Here is a 15,806-nt window from a genome sequence, read left to right as displayed (position 1 = left end):
ATCGAGACACCGCAAGGCGGCGACCGCCGCGGGAGAACCGCGGGGGAGAGGCGAAGCTCCGGAGCGGCCGACCGAACCGGGAGAGGGAGTGAGGGAGAGAGAGGAAGGGGGCCGGGCCGCCGCCCGGTCAGCCGGCGACGGCGGACCGGGCCGGAGCGGGTTGGGGCCGGCCGAGGCCGACCTGCTCGACCTCGGGGAAGGGATGGGCGGGCGCCTCCTGGACCGTGCGCCGCGGCGGGCGCGCGGCGGCCCGTGGCGCGGGCGCGGCCGTGGGAAGCGTGAACCAGACGACCTTGCCGGAATCCCCGTCCGGCCGGGCGCCCCAGCTGTCGCTCATCGCGGCCACCATCGCCAGACCGCGCCCGCGGGTCGCCAGCGGGTCGGCGTCGTCCACCACGGGCAGACGCGGGTCGTGGTCGCGCACCGAGACCGTGAGCCGGTCGAGCAGCAGCTCCAGCTCCACGGTGCACGTCTTGTCGGGCCGGGCGTGCAGATGGACGTTGGTCAACAGCTCCGTCACGCCGAGCGCCGCCCGGTCGATCAGGGAATCGAGATGCCAGTAGCGCAACTGCGCAGATACGATTCTGCGGACCTGGCCGATCCGCGACGGCAGGGCTTGGAGCTCCACCGTGCAGTGCCTGCTTGGGTGACTGATCACGGCTGCGACTCCCCGACGTGAGGTCCGGAAGAACACGGAGAACGGATCCAGCGGGGCGTCTGCGCCCGCTGTCATGGCCGGCGGGCTGGTTCGCAGCGTTATCGCCGGTAAACCCAGAGTGACGTGAGACCAGAGTGACGCAAGGGGTACGGCACCGCAACTCACGGACACCTCAGCCACCGCGCCCCGCCGCGCGGTGCACGGCCTCGATGAAACGGCGCGCCGAGGGCGGCCCCGGCTCGCCCGGAGCGGGATCGCTCTCCCGGAGGGTCAGCACATACCGCTTGCCGCCCAGGTCCGCGAGCGCCCGGTCCGCCCCCGCGAACCACGGCTTGGAAGCGCGCACCGCCTGTACCGGAGCACTGTCGATCACCCGGCCGTAACTGGTGAGCAACTCCAGCCTGCCGTCGCTGATCCGGACCTGCCCGGCCCGGGTGAGCGAACGCAGCCGCTGCTCGATCCGCACCCCCGAGGCCGTGAACTCCGGCTCCGCCATGCCGCCGCCCCCTCCCGCGCGTCGGTGTGCCGGTCGAGCCCCTGCGGGCCGGTACCGGCGCGTGTCGTGACCGCATGTGCCGCTGCCCCCGTGCGGGGCCCTGGTCCCGGCCCGCCCGGTGCAGTCTGCCCGCACGGCGTCCCCAGCACCAGTACATGTGTGCGCCCCCGGACAGCACGTGGGAGCACGCGCGCGCGGCGCAGCGCCCGCATGCGCCCCCCTGGCCCGGCGCGCCGCCCCAGGGGCCTCTTGGGGTGGCTCAAAGGCCTGTTTATGCAGGTGAGAAGCGTGCGCCGGGCACTTATGATCGATGTACCGGCCAGCGCCGCGCTGTCGGCGCGCAGCGTGAGGAGCCCTGTCGTGAGCACCACCGAGCAGCCCCGTACCGGCGACACCCTGGACGTCGACCGCAGCGACGCCGCCTACCGCGCGTGGCTGAAGGAAGCCGTCCGCAAGGTCCAGGCCGACGCCAACCGCTCGGCCGACACCCACCTGCTCCGCTTCCCGCTGCCCGAGCCGTGGGGCATCGACCTGTACCTGAAGGACGAGTCGACCCACCCGACCGGCAGCCTCAAGCACCGCCTCGCCCGCTCGCTCTTCCTCTACGGCCTGTGCAACGGCTGGATCCGGCCGGACCGCCCGGTGATCGAGGCGTCCAGCGGCTCGACGGCCGTCTCCGAGGCGTACTTCGCGAAGCTGATCGGTGTGCCCTTCATCGCCGTCATGCCGCGCACGACGAGCACCGAGAAGATCCGCCTCATCGAATTCCACGGCGGGCGGTGCCACTTCGTCGACGACTCACGCAGGATGTACGAGGAGTCCGCCCGCCTCGCGGCCGAGACCGGCGGCCACTACATGGACCAGTTCACCTACGCCGAACGGGCCACCGACTGGCGCGGCAACAACAACATCGCCGAGTCGATCTTCCGCCAGCTGAGGCTGGAGCGGTTCCCGGAACCGGCGTGGATCGTCGCCACGGCCGGCACCGGCGGCACCTCCGCCACCCTGGCGCGCTACGTCCACTACATGCAGTACGACACCCGCGTCTGCGTCGCCGACCCGGAGAACTCCTGCTTCTTCGACGGCTGGACGACCGGCGACCCGGACGTCACCTGCGACTGCGGGTCCCGCATCGAGGGCATCGGCCGGCCGCGGATGGAACCGAGCTTCGTGCCCGGTGCGATCGACCGGATGATGAAGGTGCCGGACGCGGCGAGCGTCGCCGCCGTACGGGCCCTGGAGCGGGCCATCGGCCGCAAGGCCGGCGGCTCGACCGGCACCGGGCTGTGGAGCGCCCTGAAGATCGTCGCCGAGATGGTGGCCGAGGGCCGCCGGGGCAGTGTGGTGACGCTGCTGTGCGATCCTGGGGACCGGTACCTCGACAAGTACTACTCGGACCGGTGGCTGGCCGGACAGGGCCTGGACATCGCGCCGTACGCGGCGGCGATCGAGTCGCTGCTGGAGACCGGCGTCTGGCCCCGCTGACCGCGTCGCGCGACGACGGGCGGCGCCGGCCCTCAGGCGGGCTCCCGCCCCTCGTCCCCGCGGTCCCCGCCGTCCTCGCCCGGCCCCCCGGCGACCACCACCCGCAGATGCTCCGCGATCTCCGCGCGCGCGTCGGCCGGCAGTCCCGCGTCGGTCACCAGGGTGTCGACCTGCTCCAGCTTCGCGAAGGAACTCAGGCCCACCACACCCCACTTGGTGTGGTCCGCGACCACCACGACCCGCCGGGCCGACCGCACCAGCCGGCGGTTGGTCTCGGCCTCCGCCAGGTTGGGCGTCGACAGGCCCGCCTCCACCGATATCCCGTGCACCCCGAGGAACAGCACGTCGAAGTGGAGCGCCGCGATCGCCTGGTCGGCCACCGGGCCCACCAGCGAGTCGGACGGTGTGCGCACCCCGCCGGTCAGCACCACCGTGGCCGCGCCCGGCCGCGCGCCCGAGGTGCGCTGCGCCGCGTGGAAGACATCGGCCACCCGCACCGAGTTGGTGACCACCGTCAGGTCCGGCACGTCGAGCAGCCGGTGGGCCAGGGCGTACGTCGTCGTCCCGCCCGACAGCGCGATCGCCGCGCCCGGCGCGACCAGCTCGGCCGCGGCCCGCGCGATGTCCTCCTTGGCGGTCTGCTCCAGGCCCGACTTGGCTTCGAACCCCGGTTCGTGGGTGCTCGCCTCGACCACCGGCACCGCGCCCCCGTGCACCTTCTCCAGCACGCCTTGCCGGGCCAGCGCGTCGAGGTCGCGGCGGACCGTCATGTCCGACACCCCGAGCCGCCGGGTCAGCTCGTTGACCCGGACACCGCCCCGGCGGCGGACCTCGTCCAGGATCAGGGCGCGCCGCTGCTCCGCGAGGAGGTTCTGATTCTCGCTCACGTACGCTCCCGGTCCTTTCGCCTCAAGTCGCCTCAAACCCGCCCGGCACGCTCGGCGAACCCGTCCCACGAGGACATTCTTCCGGCTCCGGCGCGCGGCGTCCCATCCTCGCACGCCCGCTCACCGGACGCGCCACCACCTGACCGACGCGCACATGTCACTCAGGTCTCACCTCTGCGTCACTCCCGCCACGGATCGGGGAAATTCCGTGACAGGGGGTGCACACCGCCCGCGGAGCGGAGATCCTGTGCCCGCACGGACACAGCCGACGGCACGTCACGGGGGAAGTGCGCACAGTGGAACAAGCACGGGAACACGCCGCGGCGGGCGGGCAGCACGGCTCCGCCCCACCACGCACGGCGACCGGAACGGCACTGGAACTCCTGGTCCACGGAGTCGGCGGCACCACACCCGACGCCATGCTGGACGATCCACGGACCGTACGCGTCACCGGCGACGACGTCGCCGCCGTCTTCCGGCGGTCCGAGGACGCCGACGCCGAATCGCGGCCGGGGGACTACCAGGGGCGGCCGGTGCCCGAGGCATACGTCTGGTGCAACCTGACCTCCGGCAACGGCACCCGCGCCCTGTGGCTGCTGCTCCTGCCGTTCATGGTGGTCAACCTCGCCCACTGGATGCGGCCCCCCGCACACGGCCGCATCCGCATGATCCGCCTCTACGGCCTGCTGGTCCGGCTCGCCGGCCTGACCCTCACGGTGCTGCTGGTCGCGGCGGCCTGCGAAGTCGCCCTGGACCTGGCGGCCTGGCAGTGCGCGGGCACCCGCGCGTGCGCCGAACGGCACTCCTGGCTCGGCTTTCTGTCACCCGCCGTCTCCGGCGGCGGGTGGTGGAGCCAGCCCGGCCGCCGGCTCGCCCTCGCGGCCGTGGTGCCCGCCGCCCTCACCGGCCTGCTGTGGTTCCTGTCGCTGCGCACCTGGAGCGCGTACGAGTCCCAGCAGCCGCTGGACCGCGCGGGCGAGCCCGGCGAGGACCCCGCCCGCACCGCGCTGGGCCGGCCCGGCTTCTGGTACGGGCGCCGCCTGGTGGCCCGGCTGCGCGCCGCGCACACCGCCGCGGCGCTCCTGACGGTCGCCGCAGCGCTCGCCGCCCCGGCCGCGCGCTTCGACCGCGGACCCGGCGGCCCCGCGCTCCTCGACGCCCTGGGATGGCTGCTGACCGCCGCCGTCGCCGCCTGCGCCGCCGCCGTGGTCGGAGCGGTCTGCCGGCGGGGCCGCAGCGAGCGGCGCCTGGACCGGGACCTCGACGTGCGCCTCGTACGGTGGCTGCCGCTCGCCGCGCTCGCCCTGCTGGCCCTCGCCCTGCTGTACGCCGGGTGGGAACGCCCGGCGTGGGTGTCGGCCGGACGGCTGCCCGGCGACACGGCCTTCGGCGGCGTCAACCTCGTGCAGGGCCTGCTCGTGATCGCCCTCGGCGTGGTCGCCCACCTGCTCCACCGCGCCCACCCCGACCGCCGCGCCGCCATGCGCGGCCTCGGCGGCCCCGCCGTCGCCATGCTGGCCTGCGCGCTCGGCGGGGTGATGTCCGGCGGCGTCGCCCAGCGGGTGTCGGACTGGCTCGACGGCACCGGCGCCGCCATCAAGGGGCCGCCGGTCCTGCTCACCTGGCAGGCGTCCGTGATCCCGCCGCTGCTGGTGGTGCTCCTGACGCTGTTCGCCTGGCTCGCCCACCGCGCCTGGCGGCTGGCCCGCGCGGAACGGGCCGCCGTGGCGCGCGACTACCCCGGCGAGCCCGGCGACACCGAGCGGACCCGCCGCATCGCCCGCGCCCGGGCGATGGCCGCCCTCACCGACCGGGGCCCCCGCGTCATCGCCGTCGTCGCCGCCACGACCCTGCTGCTGGGCCTCGGCGCGCTCGCCGGCGCCCTGGCGACCGGCCGGACCCCGGCCGGCGCCGCCGCCGGCGCACCGGCGTTCGTCCGCGGCGCGGCCGAGACGGCCCAGGCCCTGGGCTCGTGGCTGATCGGACTCGGCTTCGTCCTGCTCGTCACCTGCGGCCGCCGCGCCTACAAGGACGCCTCCGCCCGGCGCACCATCGGCATCCTGTGGGACGTGGGCACCTTCTGGCCGCGCGCCGCCCACCCGTTCGCGCCGCCCTGCTACGCCGAGCGCGCGGTGCCCGACCTGACCTGGCGCATGGCGACCTGGACGCGGGCGCACGGCGGGCGGCTGGTCATCTCCGGGCACTCCCAGGGCAGCGTCCTGGCCGCCGCAGCCGCCTGGCAGCTCGCGACCGCCGAACGCAAGCGGGTCGCCCTGCTGACGTACGGCTCCCCGCTGGAGCGTCTGTACGGCCGCTGGTTCCCGGCCCACTTCGGCCCCGCCGCGCTCGGCTCCCTGCACCAGGACGTCGACTGCTGGCGCAACCTGTACCGGCTCACCGACCCCATCGGCGGCCCGGTGGGGCTGCCCGGCGACCGCGGCCCCGCGGTGGACCGGGAGCCCCTGAAGGACCCCCTGGCCTACGGCCGCACCGAGGCCCACCCCCTGCCCGGACCCATCCTCGGCCACTCCGACTACCAGGCGGACCCGGCCTTCGCCGAGGAACGGCAGCGGCTGCTGGCCCGGCTGCGCCCGGAGGTGCCGGCACCGCGCCCCACCGAGGACCCCGTACCGGGCGCGGACGGCGGCCCTCAGAGCTGTTCGGGCAGATCCTCGGCGTAAAGGAGGGTCAGGTCGTCCGTGCTGGGGTCCGCCAGCTGGGCGACCCGGCTCGCATGCCGCTCCACCATCGCCTCGAAGGTCTGCCGGGCGGTGCGGCCGTTGCCGAACGCCGGCCCCTTGGGGAGCGCCGCGAAGTACCGCAGCAGCGCCTCGGCCGCGCCGGACGCCAGCCGGTACTCGTGCTCCACGGCCTGCTGCTCCACGATTCGCAGCAGCTCCTCGGGGCCGTAGTCGCCGAAGGTGATGGTCCGTGAGAAGCGGGAGGCCACACCGGGGTTGACGGACAGGAACCGTTCCATCTCCGCCGTGTAGCCCGCGACGATCACCACGACGGCGTCCCGGTGGTCCTCCATCAGCTTCACCAGGGTGTCGATGGCCTCCTTGCCGAAGTCCCGCCCGGCGTCCTCCGGAGACAGCGCGTACGCCTCGTCGATGAACAGCACACCGCCGCGCGCCCGCTCGAACGCCTCCTGGGTGCGGATCGCCGTGGACCCGATGTGCTCGCCCACCAGGTCGACCCGGGACACCTCGACGAGATGGCCCTTCTCCAGGACGCCGAGCGAGGCGAGGATCTCGCCGTACAGCCGGGCGACCGTGGTCTTGCCGGTGCCGGGGGAGCCCGTGAAGACCAGATGGCGCTTGACCGAGGCCGCCTTCAGACCGGCCCGCTGCCGGCGCCGGCCCACCTCGATCATGTCGGTCAGGGCCCGCACCTCGCGCTTGACGCTCTCCAGGCCCACCAGCGCGTCCAGTTCGCCGAGCACGTCCTTCGACGTCCGCGCGGGCCGCTCGGGCGGTACGGGGACCACCGGCGGCTCCGGCTCGGCCGCCGGCGGGCCGGGGAACGTTCCCAGCAGGCCGGGTGACCCGGCGGACGGGCGGCTCACCGTCTGCACGGCCGTCTCGCGGACCGTGTGCGCCCGCAGGCCGCCGCTCTCGTCGCTCGTGCAGTCCTCGACCACCGGGCCCGCCTCCACGCCCGTGGCGGGACCGCCGTCCGCGAATTCGTACCCGCCGCGCGCGCACCGCTCCGTGCGGCACCGCCGCAGCGTCGTACGGCAGCCGTCGATCACGTGGAAGCCGTAGCCGCCGCTGCCGGTCACCCGGCAGTCGAGGAAGCTGCCGCGCCCGCCCGCCGACACGTAGAAGCCGGCTTCCGAGGGGGAGTCGACCGTGCAGCGCTCGACGGTGGGGTCGGCGCCCTTGGTGACGATCACGCCGGTCTGGGTGCCGTCCAGGGTGCAGTTGCCGAGCGCGCCGCCGCTGCCGTGGTCGCGGAACCAGGCCCCCGTCGCCGCGTCCCGGATCCGGCAGTCGTCGAGCTGCGCGGTGGCGCCGTCGCTCACCGACACGGCCGTATTGCGGACCTGGAACAGGTCGCTGTCGACGACGTCCGCGCGGGAGCCGCGGTCCAGGACGAACAGGGCGTCCGGCACATCGTGCACCCGGCAGGAGTCCAGGACCGCCGTGGCGCCGTCGCTGACCCACACCGCCGGGTAGTCGCCGGTGCTGTCGAAGATCTCGCACTGGTTGGCGTCCACCCGCGTGCCCGGGTCCCACACCGACAGGCCGTTGCGCCCGAACTGCCGCACGCTGGTGCGGGTGAGCGTCAGGACCGAGCGGGAGCGCAGGTCGACCGCGTTCTCCGGGATGTCGTGGATCCGGCAGTCGGCGAGCGTGAGCACGGCGTCGGTGTCGAGCGTCACGCCGTCGGCGGTGGTGCGGTGCACATCGCAGTCGGTCAGGTGCGCGGTGGCCCGGCCGGCGACCTGCACGCCGCTGCCCCGCACCTCGTAGATCTCGCAGCCCACCGCCTCCAGCGCGGAGGTCTCGCCCGTCACCGTCAGCCCCGAACCCGCGGCGTGATGGACGCGGCACCGCTCCAGCCGGGGGCGCCCGCCGGTGCGCACCGCGACGCCCGCCTGTCCGGCCGCGACGACCTCGCACTCCTCGAACACGCCGCCCCCGCCGTCGAGGACGGCGACACCGACGCCCGCCGGATTGTCGACCGTGCAGTGCCGCACCGTCGGCCGGGCGCCGCCGCGCACCTCGATCCCGGCCGCCGACCGCGTGACGACCCGCACGCCGGACAGTTCCGGCGTGCCCTCCTCGATCAGCACGGCGGGTGCCGCCGCGTCCTGGCCCTCCACGTGCAGGTCCCGCACCACCGCCGAGGCGCGCACGGTCAGCGGCACCCCGTCCACCGGTGCGATCCGCACCGATCCGTGTCCCCCCTCGGGGGCGCGCAGGGTGACCGCCCGCTGGACGACGAGGTTCTCCCGGTAGGTCCCGGGAGCGACGGTGAGGACGTCACCGTCGGCCGCGGCCTCCAGGGCGGCGGCGAGCGATGCGTACTCACCCGTGCGGCGCCGCCACCGCGACGTGCCGGTGTGCGTCACCTGGACCGTGCCCTGTGCCATGGCGTTGCTGTGCCCCCACCTCGTCGTACTGATGGCTCGTTCGCCGTCGGGGCGTCCCGGCCGGGAGCGCGACCGTGCTCGGCCCCGCGGGCCTTCGCGCGCTCGCGCTCTCCGACCCGGCGCCCCTGTGGCTGTCTTCCGCGCGGGTCGTTGCCGAAGCGGTTCGGCCGGTCCACCGTAGCGTGCGCGCCGACGGCGGACGGACCGGAGTCGGCAGCCGGTCAACTGCCGGTGCCCGTCCGGCCCCAGTCCGGGCCCACGCGGTCCCATGCCCGGTCCAGGCGCGCGTACCGGCGGCGGACCATGCGCCAGACGGTCAGCCGCCGGGCGGCCTCCACACCTCCCACCGCCACCAGCGCGGCACCGAACCCGGCGAGGACGGCGTGCGTGGCCGCGGTGGCGGGGTCCAGCGGACGGGCCGCCGTCCGGCCCCGGCCGTCCGTCCACACCCGGAACCGGTCGCCGGCCTGCGGGGCCTTCAGGCTCGTCATCACCGCGCCGTGGCGCTCGGTGCCGTCCGGTGCGGTCCAGCCGGCGAGGACACGGGTGCGCAGGTCCTGGGCCGCGCCGGTCTCCGGGTCGATGTCGAGAGCCGCACGCTCCAGCACCCGTACGACGGTGGCGGTCACCGGGTGCCGGGAGGCGTGCTGCTCCCGGACGGACCGCTGCAAGACGTCCTGGGCGGCGCCGCCGGCGAGCACGCCGGCCAGGGGTGCCGCCAGCAGCGTCAGCAGGAGGGCGGCGAGTGCCACCCACGCCTCGGCGAGGTCGGTCGTGCGGCACAGCGGGTTGTGCCGCCAGCGCCACAGTCCGCTGATCGTCCGCACTCTCCGCACCCCCTTCCCGCTGCGTAACACCCCTCGGCGGAGCCGTTCGCGAACGGCACCCTCCACGAGCGGGCCGCACACCTCCCGAAGCGGCGCCGTCTCGTGGCCGGACCTCTCACGGACTCCTCACGCCACGCCAACGCGCGGGCACCTGAGGGGGTTCCGCGGCCGGGCCGCGCGTGAGGGCTTCTTCACCCGACGGCCTCGACCGGGTCACCGACGCGGACCGTGCCCGCGTGGAGGGGCACCAGGTTCTGCCCGAAGACGAGCTTGCCGCCGATGAGCCGGTGGCGTCCGAGCGTGTGCAGGGGTTCCCGGCCGCGCACGGCGACCGCCTGGTCGGTGGTGGTCACCACGCACCGCCCGCACGGTTTGGCGACACGGAAGGCGACCTCGCCGACGGTGACGCGCGTCCAGCCGTCCTCGGCCCAGGCGGCGGTGCCCGACACGACCAGGTTCGGCCGGAAGCGGTTCATGGGCAGCGGCCCCTCGGCCGCGTGGTCGCCCTCGGCCACCAGGGAGTTGAGGGCGTCGAGGGAGGCCGTCGTCGTGAGCAGCAGCGGATAGCCGTCGGCGAAGGAGACGGTCTCACCCGGCCGCGCGTACAGCGGGTCGACGGGCCGGCGCGTCGCGGGGTCGTCCATGTACACCAGCCGTACGTCGGCGCCGAGGTAGGCGCTGCACCAGGCGTGCGCCGCCGCCTCCCCGGCCGGGACGGCCTCGACCTTGTCCCCGAGGATTTCCACCGGGACGGTGCTCTGCGCGAGCGGCACCGGCACCGTCAGCGGTTCCATACCGGGCGCGGACAGCCGGACGCCGCCGGGCAGAAGCTCGGCGGCGGCCAGAGCGAGTCGTGGTTGCTGCCGCTGTGTGACGACCTTTCCCCCGTCGTCGATCAGCATCCAGCGGCGGTCTCCGGCCAGCCCCCAGGGCTCCACGACGGCCTCCCGGGACGCCAGGCCCCGGAACGACTTGACCGGATGAACATGAATCGCTTGCAGTCGCGCGTTCCCCATGGGGCCATCCTGCCAGGAGGCACCGACAGCCCCGGTGGATCAGTAGCCGCGATACTGCTGGTTGTTGTACGGATCCTGGTACGGCGCGGGCGCCGGCCGCGGAGCCGCGGGGCGCATCGCCTCGTACCCCGCGGGGGCGGGCGCCGCCGGACGCGGCGGCTGCGGGCCGGGATAGCCGCGCGGCCCGGTCGCCTGCTGCGGGATGTACGGGGCGGGCGCCTGGTGCAGCGGAGCGTGCTGCGGCGCCTGCTGCTGGTAGCCGTGGACGGGCTGGGGCGGAGGTGCCGGAAGGGCGGGCACCGCCGACGGGAGCGCGGGCAGCTGGCTGCCCGGCGCGTCGTACGCGGCCGGGACCCGGATCGGGGCGATCTGCGGGGTGCCCCGCTCGGCCACGAGTGAGTCGTAGATAGGGGTGTCCCGGAAGGAGGCGGAGTAGTAGCCGCCGCCATAGGTGGAGCGGGGGGAGGTCATGGCACCTAAGTTAATCCCACGATGTGCTGGTTGGGGAGACCGATAAGAGGGTTGTTTTCCGCGCCCGTCGTGACGGGGGATCCCCAATAAGAACGAACCTGACAAAAATGGGCGTCACGCCCGGCGATCTTCCGGTAATGGCCGTGTTTCGGGTGGGTTGCCGACGGCCCCCCGAGGGCCTCTCCGGGCGGTCGGCGGACGGGTACCGCAGGGGGGCGGCCGGGGCGCGCCGCGCGGTGCTCAGCCCTCGTCCGGCACGGCGTCCGGACGCGCGTACGTACGGCCCTTCCAGGCCGCGCCCCGCCCCCGGTAGTGCCGCACGGCGGAGTCGACCGTCATCAGCAGATACAGCGACGCGGTGAACGGCAGCAGGGGAGCGAGCCACCACGGCTGCCGGTAGTAGCGCAGCGTCGGCAGGTACGTTCCCGTCATCACCAGCCACGCCAGGCCGCCGAGAACCGCCGCCGCCGTACCACCGCCGGCCGCGCCCGCGGCGACGGCCGCCGGCGGCACCAGGTACACCAGCGCAAGCCCGGCGACCGTCCCGGCCAGCACGAGCGGGTTGTGCCGCAGCTGGGCGTAGGCGCTGCGCGACACCATCCGCCACAGGTCGCCCAGCCGCGGATACGGACGCACGCTGTCGACCCGGTCGGCCAGCCCCAGCCAGATGCGCCCGCCGCCCTTCTTGACGGCCCGCGCGAGCGCCACGTCGTCGATGACCGCGTGCCGGATCGCCTCCGGGATCCGCGCCCGGTCGGCGGCCCCGGCCCGCAGCAGTACGCAGCCGCCCGCCGCGGCGGCCGTCCGCGCGCCCGGCCGGCCGACCCGGCGGAACGGGTACAGCTGCGCGAAGAAGTACACGAAGGCCGGCACGACGAGCCGCTCCCACCGGCCGCGCACCCGCAGCCGGGCCATCTGCGAGACGAGGTCGAAGCCGCCGGTGCGGGCCGCCGCCACCAGCTGTCGCAGACTGTCGGGGGCGTGGGCGATGTCGGCGTCCGTCAGCAGCAGGTACTCGGGGGCACGCGCGCGTGCCAGCCCGATGCCGTGCCGGACCGCCCAGAGCTTGCCGGTCCAGCCCGCGGGCGGCTCACCGCCGGGCGAGTCCACCGTGAGCGGCAGTCCGCCGTGGCGCCGCGCCAGCGCGCGGGCGAGCTCGCCGGTGCCGTCCGAGCTGCCGTCGTCGATCAGGAAGACCTCCGCCCGCCCCGGATAGTCCTGCGCGAGCAGCGACGGCAGGCTCGCCGGCAGGACCGCGGCCTCGTCGCGGGCCGGCACCACCACGCACACCGGCGGCCACACCGCCGGCTCCCGGCGCGGTGGCAGCCTGACGTCCGCGCGCCAGAACAGGCCCTGGCCGAGCAGCAGCCACACCCAGGCGGCGAGTGATACGGCAGCGGTCCACACAACGGCGCTCACGTGCGCAGTGTGCCCCACGCGACCGCCCCGGCGAGGGCCATCGTCTATCGTGGCCGGGTGAAGATCGCGCTCATGGACTCCGGAATCGGGCTGCTGGCGGCCACCGCCGCGGTGCGGCGTCTGCGGCCCGACGCCGATCTCGTGCTCTCGCTGGACCCGGACGGGATGCCCTGGGGCCCGCGGACCCCCGAGGACCTGACGGAGCGTGCCCTGGCCGTCGCCGAGGCCGCCGCCGCCCACCGGCCGGACGCCCTGATCGTCGGCTGCAACACGGCGACCGTGCACGCGCTGCCGACGCTGCGCGCCCGGCTCGAACCCGAGGTTCCGGTCATCGGCACCGTCCCGGCGATCAAGCCCGCCGCGGCCGGCGGCGGCCCCGTCGCGATCTGGGCGACGCCCGCGACCACCGGCAGTCCCTACCAGCGCGGGCTCATCCGCGACTTCGCCGACGGCGTCCCGGTCGCCGAGGTGCCCTGCCCGGGACTCGCCGACGCCGTCGAACGGGCGGACGAGACGGCGATCGACGCCGCCGTCGCGGCGGCCGCCGCCCGGACCCCGGACGGGGTGAGGACCGTCGTCCTGGGCTGCACCCACTACGAGCTCGTCGCCGAACGCATCCGGGCCGCCGTGCAGCGCCCCGGCTCCCCGCCCCTCGTCCTGCACGGCTCCGCCGGGGCCGTCGCCGCCCAGGCGCTGCGCCGGATCGGTGCCCGGCCCGAGCCCGGCGCCCCGGCCGACGGCGGTCTGACCGTGCTGCTCAGCGGACGGCCGGGCCCGCTGCCCGCCGCCGCCCTGGCCTACGAGGAAGGCAAGCTGCTGGAGGCCGTCGCCCCCGTCCGGTGAACGGCGGGCCGCGCCGTCCGACCGCGTCGGCGCGCGCCCGGGCCGGCCCAGTCACCCTTCGCGACGGCGTACCCGCGGAGCGAAACCTGAGTAACCTCGTATCCATGAGGGACCACCGGCACGGCGAGCACACCCCGCCGCCCGACGTCTGGACCGGGCGGGCCACGAACCGGGCGCAGTGGCTGCTGGCGCTCATCGGCGCGGCGTGCCTGGCCCTGGGTATCGCGCTGGCCGTCGACTCGGCGTGGGAGTCCGGCATCGCCCCCCTCGTCATGGCCGTCGTCGGCTGCATCGCGGCGGGCCTGCTGGTCCTCTTCGGCACGCTGGCCTTCGTCCACGTGGCGCTCCGGGTCGACGAGGACTGCCTGGAAGTGCGCTGCGGGCACATCGGCGTGCCCCGGCGGCGCATCCCGCTCTCCCATGTGGCGGGTGCGGAGTTCGCGCCGCACGTCACACCGCGCCACTGGGGCGGCTGGGGCTACCGCTGGCGTCCCGAGAAGGGCACCGCCGTCGTCGTCCGGCGCGGCGAGGGGATCATCCTGCGCCTGTGGGACGGCCACACGTTCACGGTGACCGTGGACGACGCGGAGGCGGCCGTCCGCGTCATCAAGGACCGGCTGCGGCCGAAGGCGCCCGGCCCCGCCCACTGAGCCTCCCCGCGCCCTCCGCCCCGCCCGGTGGTGGGGGAGACGCCGGCTGGGCCGGGTTCCGGTCGGTCAGCCGGGGGAGAGCCGTGGCCGGCCGGCGGAGTCGGCGGGGGACGGGACGGCCGGCTTCCGCGCGTTTGGGCCGGCGGGTGGGCTCCGCCGGCGGGTGCGGGCGCGGCACCGCGGTGCCAGGCGCCGCCATCACAGCAGATCAGTGGCCCGATGGCGTCCGCGCCGGCCCCTGGACCGCGTTTGCCGGCCGCACAGGCACCCGCCGTACACTCCGGGAGTGACCGTCACCGCAACCTCCGTCGGCGAGCCGGACCGGCTGCGGTCGCGGACCGCGCGCACCTCGCGCGGCCCGCGGCTCGCGCGCCTGCTGCCCGCCGTCGCGGCCGCGTTCTCCGGAGCGCTGCTCTACCTCAGCTTCCCGCCCCGCACCCTGTGGTGGCTGGCCGTGCCCGCCTTCGCCGTTCTCGGGTGGGCGCTGCGCGGGCGCGGCTGGAAGGCGGGCCTCGGTCTCGGTTACCTCTTCGGGCTCGGATTCCTGCTGCCGCTGCTGGTGTGGACCGGCGTCGAGGTCGGCCCCGGCCCCTGGCTCGCCCTCGTGGCCATCGAGGCGGTCTTCGTCGCGCTGGTCGGCGCGGGGGTGGCGGCGGTGTCGAAGCTGCCGGCCGGGCCGGTGTGGGCCGCCGCCCTGTGGACCGCCGGGGAGGCCGCACGCGCGCGCGTGCCCTTCGACGGCTTCCCCTGGGGAAAGATCGCCTTCGGCCAGGCCGACGGGGTGTTCCTGCCGCTCGCGGCGGCGGGCGGCACGCCGCTGCTCGGCTTCGCGGTCGTCCTGTGCGGCTTCGGCCTGTACGACCTCGTACGCCTGGCACCGCGGGCCCGCCACACCCGTGCCGTGCGGCGGGGCGCGGCGGCCGCGGCCTTGCTGAGCGTGGCCGTTCCGGTGGCGGGGGCCGTGGCCGCCCGCCCGCTGGTCAGCGACGAGGCCGAGGACGGCACCGCGACCGTGGCCGTCGTCCAGGGCAACGTGCCCCGCGCGGGACTCGACTTCAACGCCCAGCGACGGGCCGTACTCGACTACCACGCGCGCGAGACCGAGCGGCTCGCCGCCGCGGTCGAGGCCGGCGAGGTGGCGCGGCCCGACTTCGTGCTGTGGCCGGAGAACTCCTCCGACATCGACCCGTTCGCCAACGCCGACGCGCGCGCCGTCATCGACGCGGCGGCCCGGGCGATCGGTGTGCCCATCTCGGTCGGCGGCGTCGTGGAACGTGACGGGAAGCTCTACAACGAGCAGATCCTCTGGGACCCGGCCAAGGGCCCCGTCGACATCTACGACAAGCGGCAGATCCAGCCGTTCGGCGAGTACCTCCCGCTGCGCTCGCTCATCGGCGCGATCAACAGCGAGTGGACCTCGATGGTCCGCCAGGACTTCAGCCGGGGCGGCGAGCCCGGCGTGTTCACCATGGACGGCACCCGGGTCGGCCTGGTCACCTGTTACGAGGCCGCCTTCGACTGGGCCGTGCGCTCCGAGGTCGCCGACGGCGCCCAGATGATCTCCGTGCCCAGCAACAACGCGACGTTCGACCGCAGCGAGATGACCTACCAGCAGCTCGCCATGTCCCGCGTCCGCGCGGTCGAGCACAGCAGGACCGTGACCGTGCCGGTGACCAGCGGCGTCAGCGCGATCATCATGCCCGACGGGCGGATCACGCAGCAGACCGGCATGTTCGTCGCCGGTTCCCTGGTGCGGGAGGTGCCCCTGCGCTCCTCGCAGACGCCCGCCACGCGGCTGGGCGTCCTTCCGGAGATCGCCCTCGTCCTGGTCGCCGCGGGCGGGCTCGGCTGGGCGATCGGCGCGGCTGTGCGCGGGCGACGCGCCGGTGACGTGTAGCCGTACGCCCGTCGCACGCCCCTTGCCGGTGCGGGAGGCGGCCGATGCCGCCCCTT

General features: G+C 75.1%; 13 protein-coding genes. 5 read left to right on the top strand and 8 right to left on the bottom strand.

Annotation, left to right across the window (positions count from 1 at the left end):
- Positions 1-127 precede the first annotated feature (127 nt).
- Complete coding sequence (locus AB0L74_RS29930; RefSeq protein WP_365659126.1) at positions 128-658, bottom strand: ATP-binding protein; 531 nt, start codon at positions 656-658, stop codon at positions 128-130.
- A 172-nt stretch (positions 659-830) separates the two neighbouring features.
- Positions 831-1,154 (bottom strand): hypothetical protein, encoded by a 324-nt coding sequence (locus tag AB0L74_RS29925; protein WP_365659124.1) that lies wholly within the window; start codon positions 1,152-1,154, stop codon positions 831-833.
- Positions 1,155-1,514: 360 nt separating this feature from the next.
- On the opposite strand from AB0L74_RS29925, the gene AB0L74_RS29920 reads away from it, so the two are divergent.
- Positions 1,515-2,639: a PLP-dependent cysteine synthase family protein gene (locus tag AB0L74_RS29920; protein WP_365659121.1), complete on the top strand. Its 1,125-nt coding sequence runs from the start codon at positions 1,515-1,517 to the stop codon at positions 2,637-2,639.
- Between the two features lie 32 nt (positions 2,640-2,671).
- On the opposite strand, the gene AB0L74_RS29915 is transcribed toward AB0L74_RS29920, so the two are convergent.
- Entirely contained in the window at positions 2,672-3,526 is an 855-nt protein-coding gene (locus tag AB0L74_RS29915; RefSeq protein ID WP_365659118.1) for a DeoR/GlpR family DNA-binding transcription regulator, read from the bottom strand.
- 419 nt (positions 3,527-3,945) lie between these two features.
- Here AB0L74_RS29915 and AB0L74_RS29910 point away from each other — a divergent pair, with 419 nt between their 5' ends.
- Positions 3,946-6,207 carry a hypothetical protein gene (locus tag AB0L74_RS29910; RefSeq protein WP_365659140.1) on the top strand — a complete coding sequence of 754 codons (2,262 nt, stop codon included), beginning with the start codon at positions 3,946-3,948 and terminating at the stop codon, positions 6,205-6,207.
- Here the strand turns inward: AB0L74_RS29910 and AB0L74_RS29905 are convergent.
- The 5 genes from AB0L74_RS29905 to AB0L74_RS29885 all read right to left on the bottom strand — a co-directional run bounded on the left by AB0L74_RS29905 (position 6,177) and on the right by AB0L74_RS29885 (position 12,378).
- Positions 6,177-8,627 (bottom strand): right-handed parallel beta-helix repeat-containing protein, encoded by a 2,451-nt coding sequence (locus tag AB0L74_RS29905; protein WP_365659116.1) that lies wholly within the window; start codon positions 8,625-8,627, stop codon positions 6,177-6,179. The genes AB0L74_RS29910 and AB0L74_RS29905 overlap by 31 nt on opposite strands.
- A 221-nt stretch (positions 8,628-8,848) precedes the next feature.
- The gene (locus AB0L74_RS29900; RefSeq protein WP_365659113.1) at positions 8,849-9,454 is read right to left on the bottom strand and encodes a hypothetical protein; all 606 of its coding nucleotides are present in this window, start codon (positions 9,452-9,454) and stop codon (positions 8,849-8,851) included.
- A 191-nt stretch (positions 9,455-9,645) separates the two neighbouring features.
- The gene (locus AB0L74_RS29895; protein ID WP_365659111.1) at positions 9,646-10,470 is read right to left on the bottom strand and encodes an MOSC N-terminal beta barrel domain-containing protein; all 825 of its coding nucleotides are present in this window, start codon (positions 10,468-10,470) and stop codon (positions 9,646-9,648) included.
- A gap of 39 nt (positions 10,471-10,509) precedes the next feature.
- Positions 10,510-10,941 (bottom strand): DUF6643 family protein, encoded by a 432-nt coding sequence (locus AB0L74_RS29890; RefSeq protein WP_365659108.1) that lies wholly within the window; start codon positions 10,939-10,941, stop codon positions 10,510-10,512.
- Between the two features lie 240 nt (positions 10,942-11,181).
- On the bottom strand, positions 11,182-12,378 hold the full coding sequence (locus AB0L74_RS29885) for a glycosyltransferase (protein ID WP_365659105.1): 1,197 nt from the start codon (positions 12,376-12,378) through the stop codon (positions 11,182-11,184).
- 39 nt (positions 12,379-12,417) lie between these two features.
- On the opposite strand from AB0L74_RS29885, the gene AB0L74_RS29880 reads away from it, so the two are divergent.
- The 3 genes from AB0L74_RS29880 to lnt all read left to right on the top strand — a co-directional run bounded on the left by AB0L74_RS29880 (position 12,418) and on the right by lnt (position 15,750).
- Complete coding sequence (locus AB0L74_RS29880) at positions 12,418-13,203, top strand: aspartate/glutamate racemase family protein (RefSeq protein ID WP_365659102.1); 786 nt, start codon at positions 12,418-12,420, stop codon at positions 13,201-13,203.
- Positions 13,204-13,307: 104 nt separating this feature from the next.
- Positions 13,308-13,853, top strand: a complete 546-nt coding sequence (locus AB0L74_RS29875; protein ID WP_365659099.1) for a hypothetical protein — start codon at positions 13,308-13,310, stop codon at positions 13,851-13,853.
- Positions 13,854-14,139: 286 nt separating this feature from the next.
- Complete coding sequence (lnt, locus tag AB0L74_RS29870; protein ID WP_365659096.1) at positions 14,140-15,750, top strand: apolipoprotein N-acyltransferase; 1,611 nt, start codon at positions 14,140-14,142, stop codon at positions 15,748-15,750.
- The last annotated feature ends 56 nt before the right edge of the window (positions 15,751-15,806 follow it).

This window comes from Streptomyces sp. NPDC052020, assembly GCF_040680575.1.
Taxonomy (GTDB): Bacteria; Actinomycetota; Actinomycetes; order Streptomycetales; family Streptomycetaceae; genus Streptomyces.
This window is presented reverse-complemented; position numbering and strand designations above follow the sequence as displayed.

Excerpts from the sequence above, each read along its gene's own strand:
- AB0L74_RS29925 (WP_365659124.1), bottom strand. The coding sequence starts at position 1,154 with ATGGCGGAGCCGGAGTTCACGGCCTCGGGGGTGCGGATCGAGCAGCGG.
- AB0L74_RS29895 (WP_365659111.1), bottom strand. The coding sequence starts at position 10,470 with ATGGGGAACGCGCGACTGCAAGCGATTCATGTTCATCCGGTCAAGTCG.
- AB0L74_RS29890 (WP_365659108.1), bottom strand. The coding sequence starts at position 10,941 with ATGACCTCCCCCCGCTCCACCTATGGCGGCGGCTACTACTCCGCCTCC.
- AB0L74_RS29875 (WP_365659099.1), top strand. The coding sequence starts at position 13,308 with ATGAGGGACCACCGGCACGGCGAGCACACCCCGCCGCCCGACGTCTGG.
- AB0L74_RS29905 (WP_365659116.1), bottom strand. The coding sequence starts at position 8,627 with ATGGCACAGGGCACGGTCCAGGTGACGCACACCGGCACGTCGCGGTGG.
- AB0L74_RS29910 (WP_365659140.1), top strand. The coding sequence starts at position 3,946 with ATGCTGGACGATCCACGGACCGTACGCGTCACCGGCGACGACGTCGCC.